Here is a 22566-nt window from a genome sequence, read left to right as displayed (position 1 = left end):
GGAAGGCTCCGCGCATGGCCGTTGAAAAATGGAACGGAACGCTTCTGCCGGACTGGCCCGCGCTGATGTCGGCGGAAATGGCGGCGCGCTACCTGTCACTCGATGAAAATAGCCTGGGCGTCGTAACCGCGGCGGCTGGCATTCATCCGGTCGATCTGGGGCTCGACCTTCATCGTTGGCGTCGACGCGACCTGGACCGGCTGGTCTCCGGCCTGCCGCTCAAGGTTCAGGCGCCGCCGCTCGCGCAGCCGCAGTCCGGCGGCCTGGACGAAGAGGCCCTTGAGCGCCTCATTCTGCGCGTTCAGGAGCGGATCAAGCGACCCGAGAAACTGGCCATGAGCATCGCCGAAGCCGCAAGCCTGATCGGCCTCAGCCGAAGCACGCTTTGGAAGATGGCCAAGGATGGCCAGTTGCGAACCGTGAAGATCGGAAAGCGCGCGCTATTCCTAAGGTCCGAGATCGACGAGTTGCTCGCATCCCGGCCAAGAGACGCCGCGCCACCGGCTGAAGCGCCTGCCCCGAAGAGGCGACCGAGGCGCTAGCTGGACGTTCGTCGCGCGGCGCGCCCGCGTATTCGCCGCAAATTATGCGGCGATCAGGCGCTTTATTCGCCGCGCGAGGTGCTGGCTTCGCCGCCGAAAAGGAGATTCTCGGCCGCGAGCGAGCTATTAGATTTTTTCGAAGTGACTGCCCCCGAAAAGGGGTTGGTGCGGGCGGTCGGGGTCGAACCGACACTCCTCTCGGAACCGGATTTTGAGTCCGGCGCGTCTGCCAATTCCGCCACGCCCGCGCTATCGCCGCCGATCCTTCTCTCCCGGACTGCACCTGGAATGCACCTGGAGCGTTTTCAGGCCGGTTCGACGGTCAATTTCCTACTTTTGCAACCCTATAAAATCAAACACTTTTTTCCAGCTTTCGCGACAATATGTCGCATGGTCGACACAACCCTTTTTGAGTCTGCCGCGTCTACCATTTCGCCACTGGGGCTCCGAGCGGGAGGCGGCTGGGCCGGTCCCCGAAGCGGAAGGCGCGCACTCTAGCCATGGCGCGGGGTTCGTCAACGGAAGGCGCGAGCATTGGGCGGCCGGTTCGCCCCCTCCACCACCGCGCTGATAGTGCGGCGGCCCCCCTCCCCCGGGTCGCTTCGCGAAACAGGGGAGGAGAAGGGATGGGCGACGCTTTCAAGGGCGGCGGATGACGCAACTCGCCTTGACGCCGCGGTCGTAGCGCGAGGGGCCGCGATAGGCGGTCACTTCGCACAGGATGTCGCCGCCGGGGGCTTCGCGCCAGATATAGCTGCGCTCCAGCATCAGCTCGCCGCCGCCGGGGCCGAAGGCTTCGAACGTGTCGCCCCAGGGGATCAGGCCGGACAGTTCCTTCCACGACAGTCGCGCCGCGGCCTTCAGCTCCTCTTGGGCGGCGGCCTCGAGTTCCGGGTCGATCGGGAAGCTGGTCATCAAATCGGGTCCGTATCGGCGCGCTTTTCGAGACGTATGGCATGAAGTCTGCTAGCAGCCCGCCACCCTTCCCCTTCCGGAGCCGCAATGCTGCGTTCCCTCTATGCGTGGGCCATGCGCCTCGCCGCCAGCCGCTACGCCCCCTTGGCCCTGCCCGTCAACGCCGCCATCGAGGCGGTGGCGCCGTTCGTGCCGCCCGACGTGATGCTGGCGGCCATGGTTCTGGCCCGGCGCGAGCGGGCCTGGTTCTACGCCGCCCTGTGCACCCTGGGCTCGGTGGCCGGCGGCTGCGTGGCCTATGCGCTGGGCGCCACGGCCTCGGAATGGGCGCGGCATTTCCTGGCCAGCATCGGCCGGGCCCAGGCGCTGGACGCCTTCAACGCCCTCTACGCCAAGGTCGGGCTGGCGGTGATCCTGATCAAGGGGCTGACGCCGGTGCCGTTCATGGTGGTGACCTGGGCCTCGGGCATCGCCCATTTCAGCCTGCCGGTGTTCATCGGCGCCTCGCTGGTCACCCGCGGCGGGCGCTTCTTCCTGGGCGCGGCCCTGATGCAGCACCCCAAGGCCAAGGACTTCGTCGACCGCAACCTGACCGTCCTGGCCATCGCCGGCGTCATCCTGATCGTGGTGGCCCTGGTGCTGCTCAAGCTGGTCGAGACCCACGCGGGGAAGTGAGGCGCAAAGCGCAGCCTTGGGCCTTGGGCGTGACGCAATTTCGCGCCATATCTGGGCCATGACCGCTTTGACCCGTCCTGTCGTCCGCCACTGGCTGGTGCTGGCCTTCCTGGCCTCGGCGGCCATGCTGGCGATCGCCCACGCCTTCCAGACCTTTGGCGGCCTGGCGCCCTGCACCCTCTGCCTGCGCCAGCGCGAGGTCTACTGGTGGGCGCTGGGGGTTTCCGGCGCCGGCCTTGCGGTCAGCCTGGCCCCGCCGGGCGCGCGGTTGAAGCCCCTGGTGCTGGCCGCCCTGGCCCTGATCTTTCTCTGGGGCGCCGGGATCGCCGCCTATCACGCCGGCGCGGAGTGGAAATGGTGGCCCGGGCCCCAGGCCTGTTCGGGCGGCGGGGGCAAGGCCAGCCTCGCCTCGCTGCAGGCCCTGATGCACGGGGCCAAGGTGGCGGCGCCGCGCTGCGACGAGGCGGCCTGGCGCATGCTGGGCCTGTCCATGGCCGGCTGGAACGTGCTGGCCTCGCTGATCTTCGCCGGCTTCTCCGGCCTGGCCGCCGTCAAGGCGCTGGCCCGTGACTGAGGCCGCCGCCAAGACCCCGATTCCGCCGCGCCCCGGTCCGGGCGGCGAGCGCACGCGGCTGGGCGAGATCCTGCGCGTCGATCATGCGGGCGAACTGGGCGCGGTGCACATCTATCGCGGCCAGCGGGCGGTGTTGAACCGCGCCCCGGGCAAGGACCGCATCGCCTTCCAGCTGCAGGAGATGGAGGGGCACGAGGCCGAGCACCTGGCCGCCTTCGACCGGCTGTTGACCGAGCGGCGGGTGCGCCCGACCCTGATGGCGCCCCTGTGGCGGCTGGCCGGCTTCGCCCTGGGCGCCGGCACGGCCCTGATGGGCGAAAAGGCCGCCCATGCCTGCACCGAGGCGGTGGAGACGGTCATCGAGGAGCACTATGCCGGCCAGATCGCCGAGCTGGAGGCGCACGAGCCGGCGCTGGCCGCCGACCTGGCCCGCTTCCGCGAGGAGGAGCTGGCCCACCGCGACATCGCCCGGGAGGAGGGCGCGCGCGAGGCGGCGGCCTATCCGGTGCTGGCCGCGGTGATCCGCGCCGGTTGCCGGGCCGCGATCAAGATCAGCGAGAAACTATAGAGGCCGGCCGCGCGACAAGGCTGGCCCGTTCGGGGGGAGGGGCGGTTTGGATTTCGAAGCGATGCGGCGGGGGGCCGAGGCGCCCGAGGTCGCGGGCAAGCAGGCGCTGAACGGGGTGGCGGCCGACCTGGCCGCGGCCTTCGCCGCCGACCCCATGTTCGACTGGTTCAGCCGGCCCGACGCGCGGCGGGACGAGGCCCGCGGGCGCTTCTTCCGCTTTATCCTGCGCGAGCTGGTCTATGGCGTCGGCGAGATCGAGCGCCCGCCGATGGGCGGGGCCGCGGCCGTGTGGATGGCCTCGGAGCGGCTGGGGCCGACGCCGCTGGTTCGCGAGCTGATGGCCCTGCCGACGCTCTTGGCCCTGACCGGCTGGGACCGCTTCGGCCGGCTGGCGGCCATGCGCGCGGCGATGGACCGGCTGCACCCCACCGACCGGGCGCACGACTACCTGTTCTTCCTGGGGGTCACGCCAGAGGCGCAGGGGCACGGGATCGGCTCGCGCCTGCTGCGGGCCCGCACGGCGCGGCTTGATGCGTCGCGCCGGCCTGCCTATCTGGAGACGGCGACCGAGGCCAATGTGCGGCTCTATTCGCGCCATGGGTTCGAGGTGACGGCGGAGTTCCATCCCCGGCCCGATGCGCCGAAGAACTGGGCCATGTGGCGCGAGCCGCAAAGTCCGCTCTGAGGCGGTTATTCCGCCGGAGTCGGCACGCCCATCAATTGGCGCCAGCGGCCGGCGAACACGGCCGGGGCGTGGTGGCTCTGCACATAGGCCCGGCCCTGGTCGGCCGCGGCCTGCAGCATGGCCAGGTGGCCGTCGGGGTCGCGCAGGATGGCGACCAGTTCGGGCTCGTCGTTGATGCGCAGCGGGTAGGCGCCCACCGGCATGGACTCGAAGGTCTGGTTGTTGCCGATCACCGGCGCGCCGAAGCTGAACGCTTCCAGGACCTTGGTCTTGATGCCGCCGCGCAGGAAGGAGGGCGTCAGCATCACGCTGCGCCCGTCATAGATCTCGTCCAGGCTATTGACATAGCCCGGGGTGGTCACGTTGGGCGGCAGGGACACGCCGCGCACCTGATGGCCGAAAATGGCCAGGGGCGCGGCGATGTTTCGCCGCCGCCACAGGTCCAGGAGGTAGTCGATGGTGAGGCGGTTCTGAGTCAGGGCGTCGGTGCCGACGAAGATGAACCGCAGGGGTTCGGTCATCCGCTTGGCCTCGGCCAGGTCGACCGAGGGCGGCACGGTGGCGATCTCGGCCCGCGCGCCTGGGGTCAGGGCGCGGATGGCGTCCAGGGCGGCGGCGTCTTCGGACGACAGCAGGACGATGGTGTCGGCCAGGGTCAGCACCTTGCGCTCCAGCGCCTTCAGCGTCAGGTACTCGTAGAGCACGATGGTGCGGCCGATGGCGCTGCTGGTCGCCAGGCGGCGCAGGAAGGGCGGCAGGCGCTGGGTCATGTAGCCCGGCGACAGGGGCTCGCCGGCTGCGAGCAGGAGCTCCATGCGCCGCGACATCAGGTCGTCGAAATCGACCACGATGCGCTGGTTCGGCCGCTGGCGGCGCAGGAGACGCAGCAGGCCATAGCAGCGGATGCCGTCCAGATAGACCGTCTCAACGTCCTCGGGGATGGCCTTGCTCATGGCCCTCAGGTCCCGGCCGGCGGCGAAGATGGCGCACTGGATCGGCAGGGGCTGGCCGCGCAGCCAGCTGCCCGCCAGGGCCAGGCCGGCGCCGATGATGCGGCGCAGGTTGCGGTCGGTGACCACCGAAGGCAGACGGAAGCTCATCAGTTCGGCGCAGGGCTTCAGGGCCGCGCGGATGGCGTGGGCCACGCGCAGGCGCCCGGCCATGGGTTCGCCGTCCAGGTTGCGGGTCCAGACCAGGGCCAGCTTGGGGCCGGAGGCCTTCCTGCCGGCTTCGCTCATGCGCGCACCGGCCGCCGCGCCCAGGGAGGTGGGCGCACGGGCCTGCTCAACCCCGTCGGCCCGCGCGGCCTTCGTGTCGACAATCGCGCCCATCCCCTGTTCAGCGCCCAGATGGACCATCCAATCCTTTCGAGATTGCCGCCCGCTTTCCCGCCTGACGTCAATACCTGTCCTCGACCAGCGGTTCCATATACAGAGTCAATCTGCATTGACCTGCAATTTCTCCCATCACGGAAGTGGCCGTCGCCCGTGTGGCGCGATCGTGATCGATTTCGCGGCGGCGCGCGCGGCCGGGATGGGCGCGTCGGCATGATTCGATCGCTGGAACCTCCTGCTCAGTTGCAGCTTCTAGTCCAAAGCCTGATCCGCTAAGAGCCCCGGGGGCCGGGGCGAGGGCCTTTGCGAGACGATCGGAGCCATTGATGCGAACGGGTGTGTTCAGGGATCCCGACACCGGGGCCGAGGTCGGGCTCTCCAAGCTGGGCCTGGGCTGCAGCAAGGTCGGCTCGTTCAACAACCCCGCCCCCATGTCGCAGATCCGCCAGGTCCTGGCCCATGCCCTCGATCTCGGGGTGACCGTGTTCGACACCGCCGACATCTATGGCCAGGGCGACAGCGAGCGCGAAATCGGCCGAGCCATCCGCGGCCGGCGCGACCAGGCCTTCGTGGTCACCAAGTTCGGCAAGCTGTTCTCGGCCAAGATGCGGCTGATGGCGCCCTTCAAGCCGGTGCTGAAGCCGCTGGTGCAGGCGATGAAGGCGGGCGCCCAGGTCGCCGCCCAGCGGGACGGATCCATGGCCGAGGACTTCACGCCGACCCGCTACGCCGCTGCGCTCGACGCCTCGCTGCGCCGGCTGGGCCTGGACCACGTGGACGCGGTCCTGATGCACAGCCCGTCGGCGGCGACCGTGCGCCAGCCGGGCGTGGCCGAGGCGCTGATGGCCCTGAAGACCGCCGGCAAGACCGGCTATTTCGGCATAAGCTGCGACGACGACGCCTGTCTGGAGGCGGCCCTGGCCGTGCCGGGTCTCAGCCTCCTGCAACTGCCCATGGACGTGATCGAGCGCGCCCAGGCCAACGGCATGGCCAAGGCCATCGCCGACCGCGGCATCGGCGTCTTCGCCCGAGAGGTGATCCGCCTGCAGCCCTCGCTGAAGCCGGTGGAGGCGGTGGCCGCGGCGGCGGCGCGCCCCGACGTGACCTGCGTCATCGCCGGCACCAGCAGCCCCCACCACCTGGACGCCCTGGCCGCCGCCTGTTCCTAGACGGCGGCGTCGCAATCTTCACCGAATGGTCGGGAACAGCCGGTAGATCATCGCCTCCATGGCCCGCTTCGAAGCCCTCGTCGTCGACACCCTTTCCCGCCTGCCGGGCTCGGCGCGCCTTCTGGCCGCCAAAGACCGGCTGGCCTCTTTCGCCGACCAGGGGCTGCAGGGCGTCGCCAACATCCTGATGAGCGCGCTGCTGGCCCGCAGCCTCAGCCACGAGCAGTTCGCCTCCATCGGGGTGATGCTGGGGGTCAACTACTTCGCCTTCGGCCTGCACCGGGCCAATGTCATCCTGCCGTTCATCGTCGCCGCCGCCGAGGACGAGAAGCACGGCCGCACCTCGGGGGCCTGGTGGTGGGCGTCGACCGCCTTCGCCGGCCTCAGCCTGGTCGCTCTGGCCCTGATCACTGGCGCGCTCGCCCTGGTCGCCACGCTGTGGAACCCCAGCATCGACTGGGCGGTGCGCGCGCTGGCCTACGCCACCTTCGCCGCCCCGGCGATGATGCTGGCCGAGTTCGCGCGGCGCTGGCTCTACCAGGCCAAGCTGCCGGCGACCGCGGCCCTGACTTCGGTGCTCTATTCCCTGTCGGGCCTGGCGGTGATCATAGCCACCCGCGGGATGCACAATGGGGCGATCAGCGCCTCGGCCTGGACCCTGGGCGGGGTGCTGGGCATGCTGCCGGGCGCCATCGCCCTGTGGCCCGGCATGCCCGACTGGCGCGAAAGCTATCGCCGCTGGCGGACCCACGCCCATTTCGCCTTCTGGCAGGGCATGGCCCACATCCCCTTCGCCGTCTACAATTCCTCCCTGGTGGTTCTGGTCGGGGCCCTGGCGGGACCGACCGCCGCCGCGAGCTTCACCGCCACCCGCACCCTGTGCAATCCGGCGATCAGCACGGTGACGGCGGTGGATTCCCTGGACAAGCCCAGGGCCGCCCGCGCCTTGGTCAGCGGCGGCCTGCCGGGGCTCAGGGGCTCGGTCAACCGCACGCGGCTGCTCCTGGCCACGCTCACCGGCGCCTATCTCGGCCTGATCGTCCTTTTCGCCGGGCCGGTCCTGAAGGTCGCCTTCGGTGAGGCCTATGCCGGCCACGCCCAGGAGGTGCGGGTTCTGGCCCTGGGCTTCTTCATGATGTGCCTCAACCTGCCCTCCGAGACCTATCTGATCGTGCTCCGGGCCGGGCGGCTGATGTTCATCGGCCGCATGCTGACCGCGGTCGTCTCGGTGGCCTTCATCTGGTGGGGCAGCCGCCAGTGGGGGCTGATGGGAACCGCGGGCGCCATCGCCGCCTCGCAACTGTTCAACCTGATCAACCTGCGCGTGTCGGAAGCGATCGCCGCGCGCGGCTATTCGCCGGTCCGCGTCGGGGAAGCCGAGGCGGCCGGCGTCGCCGTTTCCTGAGCGAAGTCGCCGTCGTGCCGCAGTATCGCCGGAGAATCGGGCGCTTTATCGCCCCGAAGTGCATCTTTAGCGCGCTACAGATGCAGACTTTCCCCAATCAATCGGCCGTGTATGGATCGACGGATCAAGCTTTGATATTCCTTAACCGTCGAAAGACCACGCGGCTGGGGCTGAGATGAGCGTCGAGACGAACATATCGTCCGGACTAGGTCGCCCGTCCGGTATCACCGGCGGCGAAGTCCAGCGCGGCGAAAGCCTCGGGCGGCTCGTCGACATCTCCGTGTCTTGCTTCGCCCTGGTGTTCCTGGCCCCGATGATGGCCCTGGTGGCCCTGGCCATCTGGCTGCAGGACGGCGGACCGATCATCTACGCCCAGACCCGCATCGGCCGGGGCGGGGTGGCGTTCAAGTGCCTGAAGTTCCGCTCGATGCTGGTGGACGCCGACCAGCGCCTGCAGCTGCTCCTGACCCAGGACCCGGCGGCCCGGGCCGAATGGGATCGCGACCACAAGCTGCGTGACGATCCGCGCATCACCGGTCTCGGAACCTTCCTGCGCCGCTCCAGCGTCGATGAGATCCCCCAGTTGATCAATGTGCTCCGTGGGGAGATGAGCCTAGTGGGGCCGCGCCCGATCGTGGCCGCCGAGGCCAAGCGCTATGGCCACTATATGCGCCACTACTGCTCCGTGAACCCCGGCATCACCGGCCTGTGGCAGGTCAGCGGGCGCAACGATGTCAGCTATCGCCGCCGGGTGGCGCTGGACGTCACCTATGCTCGGTCCAAATCCTTCCTGCTGGACCTGAAGATCCTGCTGGCGACGATACCCGCCGTGCTGCTGCGTCGGGGCTCATATTGAGCTAAATCTGGCGCGAGCTTTGCTGGAGCGGGAACGCTTGGCGGCGGACCGTGTTTTTCCGGGAACTTTCGGACGGGGCCATCAGCGTCGCATCGATGTCGCGGGATCGTGCCAGCCTGGCGCGCCCTTCGGCCTGCGGGGCGCTTAACAGGGAATATGGCGTATGCGCGTTGCGATGATTGGTACGGGCTATGTGGGTCTGGTGTCGGGGGCGTGCTTCGCCGACTTCGGCCATGAGGTGGTCTGCATCGACAAGGACGCCGGCAAGATCGGCCGCCTCGAAGACGGGATCATGCCGATCTACGAGCCGGGCCTGGACCTTTTGGTCGCCAATAACGTCAAGGCAGGCCGGCTGAAGTTCGCCACCGACGCGGCCGCGGCGGTCGCCGCCGCCGACGCCGTGTTCATCGCCGTGGGCACGCCCAGCCGCCGCGGCGACGGCCATGCGGACCTGTCCTACGTCTATGCCGTGGCCGAGGAGATCGCGACCCTGGTCGATGGCTTCACCGTGGTGGTCACCAAGTCGACCGTCCCGGTCGGCACTGGCGACGAGATCGAGGCGATCATCAAGAAGATCCGTCCCGCCGCCGATGTCGCGGTCGTCTCCAACCCCGAATTCCTGCGTGAGGGTGCTGCGATCAACGATTTCAAGCGCCCGGACCGGGTGGTGGTGGGTATCGAGGACGAGCGCGCCCGGGCGGTGATGAGCGAACTCTACCGTCCGCTGAACCTGAACGAGACCCCGATCCTGTTCACCGGCCGGCGCACATCGGAGCTGATCAAGTACGCCGCTAACGCCTTTCTGGCGATGAAGATCACCTTCATCAACGAAATGGCCGACCTCTGCGAAGCTGTCGGCGCCGACGTGCAGCAGGTGGCTCGTGGCATCGGCCTCGACGGCCGCATCGGCTCCAAGTTCCTGCACGCCGGGCCTGGCTATGGCGGTTCCTGCTTTCCGAAGGACACCCTGGCCCTGGTGCGCACGGCGGCCGACGCCGGCAGCCCGGTGCGCCTGATCGAGACCACCGTCCAGGTCAACGACGCACGCAAGAAGGCCATGGCCGACAAGATCGTCCGGGCGATGGGCGGCTCTGTCGAGGGCAAGACCATCGGCGTGCTGGGCCTGACCTTCAAGCCGAACACCGACGACATGCGCGACGCGCCCAGCCTCGAGATCATTCCCGCCCTGATCGCACAGGGAGCCAAGGTCCGGGCCTTCGATCCCGAGGGGCACGAGGCGCGCCATCTGCTGCCCCAGATCGAGCTGACGGAAGGTCCCTACGAGGCCTGCGCCGGCGCGGACGGCCTGGTGATCCTCACCGAGTGGGACCAGTTCCGCGCCCTCGACCTCGGCCGGGTCAAGGAACTGATGAACGGCTCGGCCCTGATCGACCTGCGCAACATCTATCGCCCGGCCGAGTTGCAGGGCCGCGGCTTCCGGTACACCTCCGTCGGGCGGTGAAGGATCTGGTCATAACAGTGGCTTACAGCTCGGCCTGACCGTCCGGCCAGGCTGGACACTCCGTTCCCCGGGTCGTTAGAAACGGCCCGGGGCGCGGCGAGAATCGTGTGCGGTGTGACGTTTTCGAAATCGAAGTCATACAGCAGGGGCGTACCAAGGGAGCTTTCGAGCTGGCGATCGACCGGACCCCTCAGATGACCCCGAAAGGGCCAGCGCCGAGCCAATGCGTGATCCTGGTCGGCGGCCTGGGCACCCGCCTGGGCGACCGTCTGGCCGGCCTGCCCAAGCCGCTGGTTCCGGTCGGGGGCAAGCCCTTCCTGGACTACCTGTTGTGGCACGCCCGCCGGTTCGGCTTCAGCCGCGTGCTGCTCCTGGCCGGCCACCGCTCGGAAGCCATCGTCAATTTCATCGAAAGCCTGCCCGAGGATCCCGACTTCCAGGTCGAGCTGGTGGTCGAGCCGCAGCCCATGGGCACCGGCGGGGCCCTGCGTTTCGCCGCCGACCGGCTGGATGAGCGGTTCGTGCTGCTGAACGGCGACTCGGTGTTCGATTTCAATTGGCTGGATCTTGTGTCGGTCGCCGCCCGCAATCCGGACGCTGCGGCGGTGCTGAGCCTGCGGCGGGTGGACGACGCCTCCCGCTTCGGCGTGGTCGACCTGGACGGCGAGGTCATCCGCGGTTTTCGCGAGCGCGGCGACGCCGGCGGCGGCCTGATCAACGGCGGAGTTTATCTGCTGGACCGCAGCGTCGCCGAAGGCGCGCCGGAAAAGGGCTCCTTCGAGGCCGAGGTGCTGCCGGCCCTGGCCGCCCGGGGCAAGGTCGCCGGCCGGCCGCAGCAGGGCTTCTTTCTCGATATTGGCATCCCTGACGCCCTCGACGCAGCCCAGGCCCTGGTCCCCGGCAGCCTCGGGCGCCCGGCGATCTTCTTCGACCGGGACGGGGTGTTGAACATCGACCACGGCTATGTGCACAAGCCCGAGGACTTCGAGTGGACGCCCGGCGCTATCGCTGCGGTCAAGGCCGCCAACGACCGCGGCCTGTTCGCCTTTCTGGTGACCAACCAGGCCGGGGTGGCGCGCGGCTATTACGACGAGGCCGCGGTGCGCGCCCTGCACGCCCATGTGCAACAGACCCTGCGCGCCCACGGCGCCCATCTGGACGACATCCGCCACTGTCCGCACCACCCCGAGGGCGCGGTCGAGGCCTATGCAAAGGCCTGCGACTGGCGAAAGCCCGGGGCCGGCATGATCCTGGACCTCGCCGCCCGTTGGCCGGTCGATCTCGGCCGCAGCCAGCTGATCGGCGACAACCCTACTGATATTCAGGCCGCCGAGGCCGCCGGAATCGGCTCTCGCCTCTATCAGGGCGGCGACCTGCTCGACGCGCTCGCGCCCCTGCTCGATCGCGCCTGCGGAGCGCCATGACCTATCTCTGGCTGACCCGCTGGGCTCCCTACCCGCCGATGCTGGGCGGCGACATCGACTACACGCGCGAACTGCTGCACAGCCTCGCCGACTGCGAACCCGTGCGCGCCCTGGCCTTCGCCAGCCCAGACCTGGTTCCGCCGCAGCGGCCCGAAATCAGCTGGTCGTTCGTCAGCCGCAACGCGCCGCCGAGGCTGCTCAGCCTGTTCTCGACCCTGCCGAACGTGGCCTTCCGCCACGACTGCGCGCCCTATCTCGACGCAGCGGTGAAGGCCTCGGCCGGAGTCGAAGCGATCCTGGTCGACTTCATCGGCATGTTCTGGATCGTCGAGCCTTTGATCCGGCGGCTGGGGCCGGGTCACCCGCCGATCCTGGTGATCGACCACAACAACGAGCACAATGTCCGCCGCCAGATGGTTCAGGCCGAGCGGTCGCCGCTGATGAAGGCTGCCTTGGCGCTCGACACCTGGAAGGCCGGCCGCCTCGAGCGCAGGGCCAACCAGGCGGCCGATGGCCTGGTGGCCAACACCGAGGCGGACCGGCTGAGCTTCGCCGCCATCGTCGACACCCCCGGCGTGGTTGTCATGCCCGGCTACAAGGGCCAGCGCTCGCCGCCGCGGGTGGTGGATGACAGCGTGCCCCGCCGGGTCTGCGTCATGGGCGGCCACCAGGCGCACCACAAGCGCATGGTGCTCGAGCGGGTGCTGGAGGCGCTGGCGCGCCACAAGGTCCAGTCGGTCTGCCAGGTCGATATCGTCGGCCCCGGCGACAAGGAGGCGCTGAGCCGCAAGTATCCTGACTTCAATTTCGTCGGCTATGTCGAGGACGCCGGCGCCTATCTGCAGACCGTGCGCATCGCCCTGATCCCGGACGAGATCGGCGGCGGCTTCAAGCACCGCGCCCTGACCCACGCCTTCCACCGCACGCCGATGCTGGCGGTGCACAAGGCCCTGGCCGGCATGGGCTTCACCGCCGGCGTGCACTTCGTGGGCGTCGAGACGGTCGACGACATGGCCAAGGCCATTCCCGCCCTGATCGACGACTTCGACACCCTGAACGCAGTGCAGGCTGCGGCCTACGAGCACTGCGACAAGGCCTATGACTGGGCCGACCGCGGCCGGACCCTGCACGCCTTCATCCAGCAGTTGCGCGCGCAGCGGCCGTGAAGGACGACGCCAACCCGGGCCTGGCGCGCCGCGCCTGGGCCTTCGCCACGGGTTTCGCCGGCGTGCACGCCGCCAACGCCGCCCTGACCATTCTCTATTCCCTGGCGCAGATCCTGGTGATCGCCCGGGTGGTGGACCATCCGACCTACCAGATGACCGTGGCGATCCAGGCGGCCAGCATGTACCTGCTGCCGATCAACCAGGCGGTCTCCCGGGCCAATTTCGTGCTGCTGCGCGAGCGGCTGGTGAAGACATCGCGGGCCGACAGCTCGCCGGAAGCCGCCGCGGCGCTGCAGGCGAGCCAGGGCGTCCTGCTCCTGGCCTCCCTGGCCATACCGCCGCTGGTGGGAGCCCTGGACCTGCGCGCCTACGCCACCATGGCCGCGCTGCTGTTCACCGCCACCTTCAACAACGTCTGGTACTCGGAACTGCAGATGACCATGATGGCCACGGGCCGGGCCATGCAGTTCGAGGCGGTGACCTTCGCCCGCCGGGTGATCACCTACGCCGTCCTGGCCTGGCTGTTCTTCGCCCACGACTATCTGGGCTTCAACCTGGTGATGGCCGCAGTGACGGTCGTCTTCCACGCCTGGCTGCTGCTGCTGGTGGGGCGCGAGAGCGACCTGTTCCACTGGCCGCGCGGCCTGACGCGGGTCAAGGCCTGGCAGCACGTCCAGCGCCTGTGGGTGTCGCTGCAGGCGACCTTCGCCGAGTGGCTGACCATGAACGGCCCCTACGCCGTATTCGCCGCCCGCTTCGGCATCGGCCCGGGCCTGGTGGCCCTGGACTCGGTGCTCAAGCTGCTGCGCATGACGGTGCTGGTCACCCGCAACCTGTCCGAGATCGCCCTGCCCAGGGTTTCCCACGCCATCTTCAGCCACCAGCCGCACAAGGCCCGCCTGCCGGCGGCGGCGGCCCTGCTGGCCGGCGGCGGCGCCTCGGCCGTGGTGGCCGCGGCGGTGGCGTTCCAGCAGGAGCGGACCTTCAACCTCCTGCTCGGTCACAACAATGTCGTGCCGCCGGGCGCCGGCATGCCCGCGGCCTTGGCCATCCTGTCGGGCGCGGCCTTCGCCGTGGGCTCGCACCTGGTCGGCCACAGCGGCCACCCGCGCGCCATCCGCCGGCTGATGATCGTAGCCATGGTGTCCACCGCCGCCTTCGCCCTCTACGCCCTCGTCGCACGTCTGAGCGTGGTCCAGGGCATCTGGGCTTTCACCGTCAGCTTTGGCGTCGTGGGCCTCGCCGCCCTGGCGCTCCTCGCCGCCATGCTGCGTTCTGAGGAGCCGGCCCGCGGTTGAGGAAGGCCATCAAAAGGCCGATATCGGGGCGGAAATGCGCCGCATGACCCGCAAAGCTTTGCTCGCCGCCGCCCTTCTCCTGGCCCCGGTCGCCGCCCAGGCCGCCACGCGGATCTATTCCTACGACTCGGTCACCCCGATCACCCAGAAGATGACCGAAGGCGGCCTGACCTTCGTGTTCGAAAAGTCGCTGTTCTCCACCCGGGTGACCAAGCTGGTCGAAACCCACGATATCGGCTCGGCCGAGGTGAAGCCGGTGTCCGACGCCGTGCTGGGCCGCGGCGGGCTTGCGGCCGTGCTGGGGCCGGCGCCCGAGCGCGACCTCTACGAGATCACCGACCAGAACGACGGCAAGGCGCTCAAGCGCGCCCTGTGCCACACCGAGCGCGCCTTCCTGGCGTTCGGCCCGATCCGCAATGGCGAGAACCTGCGCGTTCACGCCGTGGCCTTCGATCCCGAGACCGGCAAGGGCCGTCTGTGCGTGACCCTGGACTACGCCTTCCACGGCCAGTGGGCCCTGCCGGTGGCGCCCATGGCCCAGCCCGACCGCAGCGACCCCTATAATGACGCGCCGAACAACACCCTGGCCGGCGGACCGGTGATCACGGGTACGCCGCACTGATCGGGCGCGACAATCCTCGATCATCGGCTAAGCTCGCGCGGCGCCGGCAAGGTGGCGGAGGGGACATGAACATTCCAGAGGCCCTGGCGGGCTACGAGCGCCACGAGTTCGAGGACACTCGCTGGATCCGCCCGGTCTATCGCAAGGGCCAGGGTCCGGCGGTGATCATCATCCACGAAATGCCCAACCTGCACCCCCTGGTGGTCCGCTTCGCCGACCGGGTCGCGGCGGCCGGCATGACGGTCTATCTGCCCAGCCTGTTCGGCGAGGATGGCCGCACGCCCACCAAGGCCTACGCCATGGGCCAGATCCTGCAGGGGATCTGCATTCGCCGCGAATTCAACGTCTGGGCCAACGGCAGGTCGAGCCCGATCGTCGATTGGCTGCGAGCCCTGGCGCGCCACGCCCATGCCGAGTGCGGCGGCAAGGGGGTGGGGGCGCTGGGCATGTGCTTCACCGGCGGATTCGCCTTGGCCATGATGACCGAGCCCTCGGTGGTCGCGCCTGTGCTGTCCCAGCCCTCGCTGCCGTTCGGCAAGAAAGGGCGGGCCATGGTCGACGCCAGCCCGGCCGAGATCGCCTGCGCCAAGCAACGCCTGGAGGCTGAGGATCTGACCCTGATGGGCCTGCGCTTCAAGGGCGACGCCTTCGTGCCCGAAGAGCGGTTCGAGACCTTGAAGCAAACCTTCGGCGATCGCTTCGAGGCCATCGAGCTGGAACCCGAAGACGCCCGCCCGGGCACGGGCATGGCCCCCCATTCCGTGCTGACCATCCACCTGGCCGACGAGCCCGGCTCGGCGACCCGCATGGCCGAAGAGCGGGTGATCGCGTTCTTCAAGCAAAGGGTGGGGGCGTAGCGTCGTTGTTGCGGAGATTTGGTATGCGTTCCTGGCGTCTTTCCCTGCTTGCGCTGCTGGGCCTCGGCCTGGCCAGTTGCGCCGAGACCACCAAGATCGACGCGGCGGGCGACATCCACGCCTTCCTGATCGCGATCCGAGACGGGGATAAGCAGGGCTTCAACGCCCACGTCGACCGCCCGGCGCTGAAAGAGCAGATTCGCGCCCGCCTGATGGCTTCGGCCGCCAAGCGCGGCGACCGGGACGGCGAGATCGCGGCGCTGGGCGTAGTCCTGGCCCGGCCGCTGCTGGATTCCGTCTCCGACGCCCTGATCCAGCCCGACGTGTTCCGGGCCGTGGCCGAGTATTTCGGCTACTCAGCCGACACCCCGATCCCCAATTCCTTCGTCATCGCCTCTGGCTTGCGCCGCATCGACGACGCAACCGTCTGCGCCGCCAAGAAGAAGGACAGCCCCTGCATCCTGGTGTTCCGCAACGAGCAGGGAACGTGGCGGCTTGTGGGCTTCGAAGGGGACACGAAAATGCTGAAGGGGCCGAAGATCTAGAGCGGGTTGAGGAAAAGTGCGAAGCGGTTTTCCGCCCGCAACCCGCTCTCACTTTTAGTATCGATCACGTTTTTCGAATTCGGATCGAGTCGATCCGAATTCGACGTGATCTAGCGCTCTTCGTCGAACCGCGCGGCCACCAGGTCGCCCAGAGCCTGGATCGCGGCCTTGGCCTCCGGGCCCTCGGCGCTGATTTCGATGGTCGAGCCGATGCCGGCGGCCAGCATCATCAGGCCCATGATCGAGCGCGCGTCCACCGTCTGGCCCTCGCGGCTGACGCTGACCTCGGCGTCGAAATCGCCGGCCAGCTTGACGAACTTGGCCGAGGCCCGGGCGTGCAGCCCGCGTTCGTTGCAGATTTCGACCGTGCGCGTGACCTTCATGGCGTGCAGGAGATCACTTTTCGCCGGCGAGCAGGTAGGAGGCGACCGAGATATATTTGCGCCCGGCCTCCTGGGCGTGGGCGACGCTGGTCGGCAGGTCCTCGCGGGCGCGCACGCTGGCCAGCTTGATCAGCATCGGCAGGTTCAGTCCGGCGATGACCTCGGCCCGGGTCTGGTCCATCACCGAGATGGCCAGGTTCGAGGGCGTGCCGCCGAACATATCGGTCAGCAGGATCACCCCGTCGCCGGTGTCGACCTCGCCCACCGCGCGCAGGATGTCGCGGCGGCGCTGCTCCATGTCGTCGTCAGGCCCGATGCAGATGGCGACGACGCCGGACTGCGGGCCGACCACATGCTCCATGGCGAACACGAATTCCTCGGCCAGCCGCCCATGCGTGACGATCACCAGGCCAATCATGCAGCAAGACTCACGGGACCCCTCCCGCAACCGGACGGACTTCGCCGGCGCCGCGGCTTGATACGCCGGTTAAGGCTTCAGGCCAAGATGACTCAAGGCCCGGGCGAGCTTGGCCGGAGCGGATGGCTCCACCGCGACCAGGGGCAGGGCTGGAATGGCTTGATTCAGCAGCGAAACCTGGGCCTGTTCGGGCATCCTTTCGACCAGGGCTGCGGCGACGCAGCGCGCCACAAGGTCGATCCGGGCGAAACTGCGGTATGGCGTCGGCGCCACATCCAGCCCGCGAATCTCCATCAGCCCCGCCAGGGTGTCCGGCGCGCGGCCATAGACGCGCCCGCCGCTCTCCCACAGCATCACCCGGTCGTCCGCCACCAGGGCCCAGCCGCGCTCCAGGGCGCGCAGCATCAGGTCGCTCTTGCCGGACCCGGATTCGCCCTCCAGCAGCACGCCGCGCCAGATCCCGGCGTCCCAGCGCGCTATCAGCCCGGCATGGCGCGCCATCATGGCCGACGCTCCGGCAGCACGACCACGAAACGCGCGCCCAGGATCTTGCCGTCAGCATCGGTGCGGTTCTCCGCGCGGATGGTCCCTTCGTGGGCGCTGATGATCTGGCGGGCGATGGACAGGCCCAGGCCCGAGTGGCCGCCAAAGGCCGCGCCCTTGGGCCGGGCGGTATAGAAGCGCTCGAACACCGTCTCCAGGTTCTCCGGCGGTATGCCGGGTCCATCATCCTCCACGGTGGCGCTGATGTCGCGGCCGTTCTTCTCCAGCCGTACGCGCACCTCGCCCGGGTGCTCCGGGTCCAGCACCGAGAAGGAGCGGGCGTTGTCGATCAGGTTGCGGAACACCTGGCTCAAGGGACCTTCGCGGCCCAGCACCTGGGCCGCGCCGAGCCCGCTCAGGCCGATGAACCGCACCGCCGGCTCGCCCGGTCTGGCGGACTGCTGGTAAAGGCCGGCGATGTCTGACAGCAGACGCTCCAGGTCCAGCACCCGCGGGGCGTCGCGCGACAGCTCCGCGTCCAGGCGCGAGGCGTTGGAGATGTCGGTGATCAGCCGGTCCAGCCGCTGCACGTCCTGCTTCAGTATGCCGGTCAGCCGCTCGCGCGCGGCAGGGTCGCTGATCAGGTCCAGAGTCTCCACCGCCGAACGAATCGAGGTGAGGGGATTTCGGATCTCGTGCGCCACGTCGGCGGCGAAGCGCTCGATGGCGTCCATCCGCTCGGACAGGGTCGAGGTCATGGTCTCCAGCGAGCGGGCCAGGTCGCCCAGCTCGTCGTCACGCCGGGCGACGCGGGGCAGGGAGATCGCCCGCGCTCGCGCCGCCGTGACCCGGTCGGCGGCACGGGCCAGGCGCAGAACCGGCTCGGCCACCAGCCGGCTGAGGAGCAGCGACGAGGCCAGGGTCACGGCGATGGCGATGGCGATGAAGGGGAACAGGGCCCGGCGCTGGGCGGCGACGATCTGGTCCACATCCCCCGACTCCAGGGTCAGCACCCCCAACACCGCATGCACGTACTGGATCGGGATCGAGACCGAGACCACCCGGTCGCCGTTCTGCGCCCGGCGCAGGCGCCGCACCTGCTGGCCGTGCAGGGCGGTCGTGACCTCGGCCTGCAGGTCGTGGCGAGCCTTCTCGATCGCCTGGGGCTGGGCGTCCTTGTCCTGCAACAGGTCCTGCAGCCGCACCTCGCCCGGTCGGCGCACCGGCGGCAGCGGCTTCAGCTCGACCCGGTCGCCCAGCACATAGCTATCGGCCACCAGAGCCCCGTGCGCGTCGAACACTCGCGCCCGCTGCGCCTTGGGGATGAACAAGAGGTCGATGGTCTTGCGCGCCAGGTCGGGGTCCAGGGCAGGCTCGGGGTCGCCCTGGGTGGCCGCCTTCTCGATCACGTTGGCGATGAACTCGCCCTGGGTCGACAGGCTGTCGATCTTGGCGTTGATCAGGCCCTGGCGGGTCTCGTTCAGCACCAAGGCCCCAGCGATCAGGATCGCTAGGCCCAGAAGGTTCAGCACCAGGATCAGCCGGCCGAGCCGCGAGCCGGCGACCCGCCAGGGCCTGGCCCGCGCCTCTACGCCCGCCGCCTCAGGCCTCGCGGTATCGGTAGCCGACGCCATACAGGGTTTCGATCGCGTCGAATTCGGGGTCGACCTGGCGGAACTTGCGCCGCATGCGCTTGATGTGGCTGTCGATGGTGCGGTCGTCGACATAGACCTGATCGTCATAGGCCGCGTCCATCAGGTTGTCGCGGCTTTTGACGAAGCCCGGGCGCTGGGCCAAAGACTGCAGCAGCAGGAACTCGGTCACGGTCAGCTTGACCGGCTTCTCGTCCCACAGACAGTCGTGGCGCGCCGGGTCCAGGGTCAGGCGACCGCGCTTGATCGCCTTGGCGCCGGCCGCGGCCGCGTTCGCAGCCGTCGGTTCGGAGTCGGAAGGTTCGGCCCGGCGCAGCACCGCCTTGACCCGCTCGATCAGCAGCCTCTGACTGAACGGCTTGTGGATGTAGTCGTCGGCGCCCAGGTTGAAGCCCAGGATCTCGTCGATCTCGTCGTCCTTCGAGGTCAGAATGATCACCGGTACTTCCGAGGTCTGGCGCAGCCGGCGCAGCACCTCCATCCCGTCCATGCGCGGCATCTTCACGTCCAGGATGGCCAGGTCAGGCGGGTCGCTTTCCAGTCCCGCCAGGCCCGAGGCGCCGTCGTGATAGGCCTTGACCTTATGGCCATGGCTCTCCAGCGCCAGGGAAATGGAGGCGACGATGTTCTCGTCGTCATCGACCAGAGTAATCTTAGCCATCGCTCGATCTCGTAAGGGAAGGGCCGCAGGCCCCAAGCTAGTCACGCGTCCGCCTTGGAGCAACGCAGGCTGGCGAAACTGTGGCGAAAACGCTTCAACCCCGTCTTAAGTCCTCGAGGATTAGCCTCGTTCACCAAGAAGGATTGGGGCGATGGAACTCGACCAGATACATTTCGAAGTCTTCATCCGCCGCAAGTCAGGCGATCCATGGAAGCTGGAGTTGGCTACCGAGGATCGCGCCGCGGCCCTGAAGCTGGCCGAGGAGCTGCTCAAGACCGGCAAGGCGGTGGGAGCGCGCGTCAGCAAGGAGACGCTGGACGCCGAGACCCGCGAGTTCAAGTCGATCTCGATCTTCAGCCAAGGCGAGGTCGAGCAGAAGAAGAAAAAGGCCCCGCGCGAGAACCTCGAGCCCCTCTGCGTCTCGCCCCAGGACCTCTACAGCCTGCACGCCCGCGACCGCATCGGCCGCCTGCTGGAAGGCTTCCTGTCGCGCAACAAGGCCACGCCGTTCGAACTGCTGCATCGCGCCGACCTGGCCGAAAAGCTGGATGCGGCAGGCATGGACCTGCAGCACGCCATCCAGAAGGTGGCCATCCCCGAGGCCGCCGAGCGCGGCGTCTCGGTGCACGAGCTGATCCGCGCCTTCCAGAAGCTGGCCCAGGCCACCATCGACCGGGTGCTGAAGGACGGGCGCAAGGGCGTCTTCCCCGACATCGCCAAGGAAGGCTTCGATCGCACCGCGGAGCGCCTGACCGGCGATCCGGATCGCCACTACCTGCTGGGCGGCGCCGTGGCCGTGAACATCGGTCCCGCGACCAGTTGGAGCGACAAGGTCAACCGCCTGCTCGACCTTGCCGACGCGGCGCCATCCTCTCCGACCGCGCGGCTGCTGGCCTTCCAGGTGCTGGAACAGCCCCTGGCCGAGATCCTTGGAACCCGCGCCGGCATGGCCGAGCTGCTGGGGAGCGACCTCGACCTTGGCGGCATGATCGCGGCGATGACCCGCTTGGTGGCCGCCGACGCGGTCGAGGCCCTGACCCGCATCGAGCCCACCGTGGCCCGGGTGATGCCGCCGCTGGAAGGCCCGGCCGCCCGCCTCGCCAACTGGCTCGAGGGCTCGCATTTCGAAGGCGTGCGCAAGGCCATTCTCCGCCGGGTGATGGCCGAACTGACCGGCCCGCGGCGCCTGCGCCCCACCGACGCCACCTCGGAGATAGAGCTTCTGCGCGCCCTGGCCATGACCCTGACTGCGGCGGCGGGCAAACTCCTGACCCCGGAAGAAGTGCAGGAGGCCTTCGTCGCCCGTTCGCAGTTGCTGGTGCGCAGCGACTTTGTCGAGGCGTTCCTGGGCGAGACCAAGCGCTCGGCGATCGAGGAAATCCAGGGCCTGCTGTGGCTCGCCGAGAATGTCGCCGGCGCGGCCAACAAGCGCCAGGCCAACCGCTGGATCGCCGGCAACGTCGCCTCCTTGCGCTTCGAGACCGAGCTGCGCCAGTCCGCCGAGGCCCCGACCACGCGCCTGGCCGCCCTGGCGGACCTGCAGCGCCGGGTCATGGGCGCCGGCATGGTGCGCGAGGATAGCGGCCCGATCGCCGCCAAGATCGGCGAGGTCGGCGGCGCCATCGAAGCGGACTGCAAGGTCACCGCCACTATCGCCCGCGCCAACCTGCCGCTCGCCGGCCGGCTGAACGTGCTGCTGCGCCTGGGCTCGGGCGAGGCCGCTCCCTTCGGTCCCGCCGCCGATCGCGCCCGTGGCGAAGCGGGGCGGCTGATCCGCCTGCCTGAGGCCCGCGAGGCCCTGGCCCAGTACCCCGATCTGGTCGACCGCGTACGGGCGCTCACCCAGGGCGGCATGGCGGCCTGAGCCGTCCTGTACTAACAGTGGGGCGTCTAGCCACACTGGGAGAGGCGCCCATGGCGTTGATGGTCTTGAGCGTGGTCGGCAGCGACCGGCCCGGACTTACCAAGGCGCTCGCGGCCGCCGTGCTCTCGGCGGGCGGCAACTGGCTGGAGAGCCATCTCAGCCGGCTGGGCGGGCTCTATGTCGGCTCGGTGCTGGTCGAGCTGGCGGCCGACCGCGTCGAGGCCCTGCGCGCCGCCGCGGGCGCGGTGGACGCCGAAGGGCTCGAGGTTCGCATCGCCCCCGCCGCCGAGGCGGACGGTTCGGCGGGCGAGACCCTGCAGTTCGGCCTGGTGGGTCAGGACCGGCCGGGGATCGTCAACCAGGTGACTGCGGCCCTCAGCGACCTCGGCGCCAATATCGAGGCCTTCAAGACCTGGATCGCCCCCGAGCCCCACTCGGGCGCCGCCCTGTTCCACATGGACGCCCGCCTGCGCCTTCCGCCCGAGTTGGACGCAGCCCGGGTCCAGGCCGCCCTGGAGGAAATCTCGGCCGAGATCATGGTCGATATTTCGGTGGTGGCGGCGGCGGCGGGGTAGGGCCGTTTGCCCTCATTTGCAGACCTACCCTTTGATCGGGCTGGAGGGGTGCGGGAACCAGAGACTGTTCCCGTCGGGGTCCTTCACGACCGTCAGATCGTAGCCCCAATAGCCAGCCTGCAACCGGACGCCTCGCGCGAGCAAGTCTGCAACGAGAAAATCAAAATCTTCGGCGTCGAGAGAAATAAATATCCGCCCCCAGCCTGCGTCCTCAGGCCACTGGTCGGAAAGGATCAACTCGCATCCGGCACGCGAGACCTGGACGATCCGGAGGCGCCCCTCTTCCTCATGGCGCCAGTCCTCTTGGAAGCCGAGCTTCTCTTTGTAGAACTCTAGCGCAAGGGGTGTGTGCCGAACGGCCAGGACGGGCCTCGAGTACCAACCAGGCATGGGCGCATTCCTACTGCGGACATGAACAAGTCATCGGCGCGGT

The 22566-nt window shown here is 68.8% G+C and carries 25 protein-coding genes and 1 tRNA gene; 17 read left to right on the top strand and 9 right to left on the bottom strand.

Annotated elements, in window-relative coordinates:
• Positions 1-14: 14 nt before the first annotated feature.
• Positions 15-542 (top strand): helix-turn-helix transcriptional regulator, encoded by a 528-nt coding sequence (locus KCG34_RS13115; protein WP_211936098.1) that lies wholly within the window; start codon positions 15-17, stop codon positions 540-542.
• 163 nt (positions 543-705) lie between these two features.
• Here the strand turns inward: KCG34_RS13115 and KCG34_RS13110 are convergent.
• Both KCG34_RS13110 and KCG34_RS13105 read right to left on the bottom strand, forming a co-directional pair.
• A tRNA-Leu gene (locus KCG34_RS13110) sits at positions 706-790 on the bottom strand.
• A 391-nt stretch (positions 791-1181) separates the two neighbouring features.
• Positions 1182-1457: a hypothetical protein gene (locus KCG34_RS13105; RefSeq protein WP_211936097.1), complete on the bottom strand. Its 276-nt coding sequence runs from the start codon at positions 1455-1457 to the stop codon at positions 1182-1184.
• A gap of 87 nt (positions 1458-1544) precedes the next feature.
• Here KCG34_RS13105 and KCG34_RS13100 point away from each other — a divergent pair, with 87 nt between their 5' ends.
• The 4 genes from KCG34_RS13100 to KCG34_RS13085 are packed head-to-tail and all read left to right on the top strand — an operon-like array spanning position 1545 to position 3959.
• Positions 1545-2132 (top strand): YqaA family protein, encoded by a 588-nt coding sequence (locus tag KCG34_RS13100; RefSeq protein ID WP_211936096.1) that lies wholly within the window; start codon positions 1545-1547, stop codon positions 2130-2132.
• Positions 2133-2190: 58 nt separating this feature from the next.
• Positions 2191-2706, top strand: a complete 516-nt coding sequence (locus KCG34_RS13095; RefSeq protein WP_211936095.1) for a disulfide bond formation protein B — start codon at positions 2191-2193, stop codon at positions 2704-2706.
• A complete protein-coding gene (locus KCG34_RS13090; protein WP_211936094.1) occupies positions 2699-3274 on the top strand; it encodes a demethoxyubiquinone hydroxylase family protein in 576 nt (191 codons plus the stop codon). Before KCG34_RS13095 ends, KCG34_RS13090 begins: the two co-directional genes overlap by 8 nt.
• A gap of 46 nt (positions 3275-3320) precedes the next feature.
• Entirely contained in the window at positions 3321-3959 is a 639-nt protein-coding gene (locus tag KCG34_RS13085) for a GNAT family N-acetyltransferase (RefSeq protein WP_211936093.1), read from the top strand.
• Positions 3960-3964: 5 nt separating this feature from the next.
• Here the strand turns inward: KCG34_RS13085 and KCG34_RS13080 are convergent, their stop codons facing one another.
• Positions 3965-5317 (bottom strand): glycosyltransferase family 4 protein, encoded by a 1353-nt coding sequence (locus KCG34_RS13080; protein ID WP_211936092.1) that lies wholly within the window; start codon positions 5315-5317, stop codon positions 3965-3967.
• A gap of 302 nt (positions 5318-5619) precedes the next feature.
• On the opposite strand from KCG34_RS13080, the gene KCG34_RS13075 reads away from it, so the two are divergent.
• The 10 genes from KCG34_RS13075 to KCG34_RS13030 all read left to right on the top strand — a co-directional run bounded on the left by KCG34_RS13075 (position 5620) and on the right by KCG34_RS13030 (position 16097).
• Entirely contained in the window at positions 5620-6462 is an 843-nt protein-coding gene (locus tag KCG34_RS13075; protein WP_211936091.1) for an aldo/keto reductase, read from the top strand.
• Positions 6463-6520: 58 nt separating this feature from the next.
• Positions 6521-7867: a lipopolysaccharide biosynthesis protein gene (locus tag KCG34_RS13070; protein WP_211936090.1), complete on the top strand. Its 1347-nt coding sequence runs from the start codon at positions 6521-6523 to the stop codon at positions 7865-7867.
• 175 nt (positions 7868-8042) lie between these two features.
• Positions 8043-8723, top strand: a complete 681-nt coding sequence (locus KCG34_RS13065) for a sugar transferase (RefSeq protein WP_211936089.1) — start codon at positions 8043-8045, stop codon at positions 8721-8723.
• A 163-nt stretch (positions 8724-8886) separates the two neighbouring features.
• A complete protein-coding gene (locus tag KCG34_RS13060) occupies positions 8887-10185 on the top strand; it encodes a UDP-glucose dehydrogenase family protein (protein WP_211936088.1) in 1299 nt (432 codons plus the stop codon).
• Between the two features lie 194 nt (positions 10186-10379).
• Entirely contained in the window at positions 10380-11609 is a 1230-nt protein-coding gene (locus KCG34_RS13055) for an HAD-IIIA family hydrolase (RefSeq protein ID WP_211936087.1), read from the top strand.
• Entirely contained in the window at positions 11606-12775 is a 1170-nt protein-coding gene (locus tag KCG34_RS13050; protein WP_211936086.1) for a glycosyltransferase family protein, read from the top strand. Before KCG34_RS13055 ends, KCG34_RS13050 begins: the two co-directional genes overlap by 4 nt.
• Entirely contained in the window at positions 12772-14073 is a 1302-nt protein-coding gene (locus KCG34_RS13045) for a hypothetical protein (protein WP_211936085.1), read from the top strand. Before KCG34_RS13050 ends, KCG34_RS13045 begins: the two co-directional genes overlap by 4 nt.
• 43 nt (positions 14074-14116) lie before the next feature.
• Positions 14117-14695 carry a hypothetical protein gene (locus KCG34_RS13040; protein ID WP_211936084.1) on the top strand — a complete coding sequence of 193 codons (579 nt, stop codon included), beginning with the start codon at positions 14117-14119 and terminating at the stop codon, positions 14693-14695.
• Positions 14696-14760: 65 nt separating this feature from the next.
• Complete coding sequence (locus tag KCG34_RS13035; protein WP_211936083.1) at positions 14761-15552, top strand: dienelactone hydrolase family protein; 792 nt, start codon at positions 14761-14763, stop codon at positions 15550-15552.
• Positions 15553-15575: 23 nt separating this feature from the next.
• A complete protein-coding gene (locus KCG34_RS13030) occupies positions 15576-16097 on the top strand; it encodes a DUF2939 domain-containing protein (RefSeq protein WP_211936082.1) in 522 nt (173 codons plus the stop codon).
• Between the two features lie 110 nt (positions 16098-16207).
• Here the strand turns inward: KCG34_RS13030 and KCG34_RS13025 are convergent, their stop codons facing one another.
• The 5 genes from KCG34_RS13025 to chvI all read right to left on the bottom strand — a co-directional run bounded on the left by KCG34_RS13025 (position 16208) and on the right by chvI (position 19694).
• Positions 16208-16480 carry an HPr family phosphocarrier protein gene (locus KCG34_RS13025; protein WP_211936081.1) on the bottom strand — a complete coding sequence of 91 codons (273 nt, stop codon included), beginning with the start codon at positions 16478-16480 and terminating at the stop codon, positions 16208-16210.
• A 13-nt stretch (positions 16481-16493) separates the two neighbouring features.
• Positions 16494-16898 (bottom strand): PTS sugar transporter subunit IIA, encoded by a 405-nt coding sequence (locus KCG34_RS13020; RefSeq protein ID WP_211936080.1) that lies wholly within the window; start codon positions 16896-16898, stop codon positions 16494-16496.
• 69 nt (positions 16899-16967) lie between these two features.
• A complete protein-coding gene (locus KCG34_RS13015) occupies positions 16968-17402 on the bottom strand; it encodes an HPr kinase/phosphorylase (protein ID WP_367575996.1) in 435 nt (144 codons plus the stop codon).
• The gene (gene chvG, locus KCG34_RS13010; RefSeq protein ID WP_211936079.1) at positions 17399-19015 is read right to left on the bottom strand and encodes a two-component sensor histidine kinase ChvG; all 1617 of its coding nucleotides are present in this window, start codon (positions 19013-19015) and stop codon (positions 17399-17401) included. Before chvG ends, KCG34_RS13015 begins: the two co-directional genes overlap by 4 nt.
• Complete coding sequence (chvI, locus tag KCG34_RS13005) at positions 18984-19694, bottom strand: two-component response regulator ChvI (RefSeq protein WP_211936078.1); 711 nt, start codon at positions 19692-19694, stop codon at positions 18984-18986. The genes chvG and chvI overlap by 32 nt, the downstream gene beginning before the upstream one ends.
• A 151-nt stretch (positions 19695-19845) precedes the next feature.
• Between chvI and KCG34_RS13000 the strand changes: the two genes are divergently transcribed.
• Together KCG34_RS13000 and KCG34_RS12995 are read left to right on the top strand one after the other, a co-directional pair.
• Complete coding sequence (locus KCG34_RS13000; RefSeq protein ID WP_211936077.1) at positions 19846-21558, top strand: hypothetical protein; 1713 nt, start codon at positions 19846-19848, stop codon at positions 21556-21558.
• Positions 21559-21608: 50 nt separating this feature from the next.
• Positions 21609-22133, top strand: coding sequence for a glycine cleavage system transcriptional repressor (locus tag KCG34_RS12995; RefSeq protein WP_211936076.1), 525 nt, complete (start codon positions 21609-21611; stop codon positions 22131-22133).
• A 24-nt stretch (positions 22134-22157) separates the two neighbouring features.
• Here the strand turns inward: KCG34_RS12995 and KCG34_RS12990 are convergent, their stop codons facing one another.
• Positions 22158-22523, bottom strand: coding sequence for a VOC family protein (locus KCG34_RS12990; protein ID WP_211936075.1), 366 nt, complete (start codon positions 22521-22523; stop codon positions 22158-22160).
• Between the last annotated feature and the right edge of the window lie 43 nt (positions 22524-22566).

Origin of the sequence: Phenylobacterium montanum (assembly GCF_018135625.1) — a bacterium.
GTDB lineage: Bacteria > Pseudomonadota > Alphaproteobacteria > Caulobacterales > Caulobacteraceae > Poindextera > Poindextera montana.
Note: the sequence above shows the minus strand (reverse complement) of the source record. Positions and strands in the feature narration are given on the sequence as shown.

Coding starts and splice junctions, on each gene's coding strand:
- KCG34_RS13115 (WP_211936098.1), top strand. CDS start 15: ATGGCCGTTGAAAAATGGAACGGAACGCTTCTGCCGGACTGGCCCGCG.
- KCG34_RS13105 (WP_211936097.1), bottom strand. CDS start 1,457: ATGACCAGCTTCCCGATCGACCCGGAACTCGAGGCCGCCGCCCAAGAG.
- KCG34_RS13100 (WP_211936096.1), top strand. CDS start 1,545: ATGCTGCGTTCCCTCTATGCGTGGGCCATGCGCCTCGCCGCCAGCCGC.
- KCG34_RS13095 (WP_211936095.1), top strand. CDS start 2,191: ATGACCGCTTTGACCCGTCCTGTCGTCCGCCACTGGCTGGTGCTGGCC.
- KCG34_RS13080 (WP_211936092.1), bottom strand. CDS start 5,317: ATGGTCCATCTGGGCGCTGAACAGGGGATGGGCGCGATTGTCGACACG.
- KCG34_RS13075 (WP_211936091.1), top strand. CDS start 5,620: ATGCGAACGGGTGTGTTCAGGGATCCCGACACCGGGGCCGAGGTCGGG.
- KCG34_RS13070 (WP_211936090.1), top strand. CDS start 6,521: ATGGCCCGCTTCGAAGCCCTCGTCGTCGACACCCTTTCCCGCCTGCCG.
- KCG34_RS13065 (WP_211936089.1), top strand. CDS start 8,043: ATGAGCGTCGAGACGAACATATCGTCCGGACTAGGTCGCCCGTCCGGT.
- KCG34_RS13060 (WP_211936088.1), top strand. CDS start 8,887: ATGCGCGTTGCGATGATTGGTACGGGCTATGTGGGTCTGGTGTCGGGG.
- KCG34_RS13055 (WP_211936087.1), top strand. CDS start 10,380: ATGACCCCGAAAGGGCCAGCGCCGAGCCAATGCGTGATCCTGGTCGGC.
- KCG34_RS13050 (WP_211936086.1), top strand. CDS start 11,606: ATGACCTATCTCTGGCTGACCCGCTGGGCTCCCTACCCGCCGATGCTG.
- KCG34_RS13040 (WP_211936084.1), top strand. CDS start 14,117: ATGACCCGCAAAGCTTTGCTCGCCGCCGCCCTTCTCCTGGCCCCGGTC.
- KCG34_RS13035 (WP_211936083.1), top strand. CDS start 14,761: ATGAACATTCCAGAGGCCCTGGCGGGCTACGAGCGCCACGAGTTCGAG.
- KCG34_RS13030 (WP_211936082.1), top strand. CDS start 15,576: ATGCGTTCCTGGCGTCTTTCCCTGCTTGCGCTGCTGGGCCTCGGCCTG.
- KCG34_RS13025 (WP_211936081.1), bottom strand. CDS start 16,480: ATGAAGGTCACGCGCACGGTCGAAATCTGCAACGAACGCGGGCTGCAC.
- KCG34_RS13020 (WP_211936080.1), bottom strand. CDS start 16,898: ATGATTGGCCTGGTGATCGTCACGCATGGGCGGCTGGCCGAGGAATTC.
- KCG34_RS13015 (WP_367575996.1), bottom strand. CDS start 17,402: ATGATGGCGCGCCATGCCGGGCTGATAGCGCGCTGGGACGCCGGGATC.
- chvG (WP_211936079.1), bottom strand. CDS start 19,015: ATGGCGTCGGCTACCGATACCGCGAGGCCTGAGGCGGCGGGCGTAGAG.
- chvI (WP_211936078.1), bottom strand. CDS start 19,694: ATGGCTAAGATTACTCTGGTCGATGACGACGAGAACATCGTCGCCTCC.
- KCG34_RS13000 (WP_211936077.1), top strand. CDS start 19,846: ATGGAACTCGACCAGATACATTTCGAAGTCTTCATCCGCCGCAAGTCA.
- KCG34_RS12995 (WP_211936076.1), top strand. CDS start 21,609: ATGGCGTTGATGGTCTTGAGCGTGGTCGGCAGCGACCGGCCCGGACTT.
- KCG34_RS12990 (WP_211936075.1), bottom strand. CDS start 22,523: ATGCCTGGTTGGTACTCGAGGCCCGTCCTGGCCGTTCGGCACACACCC.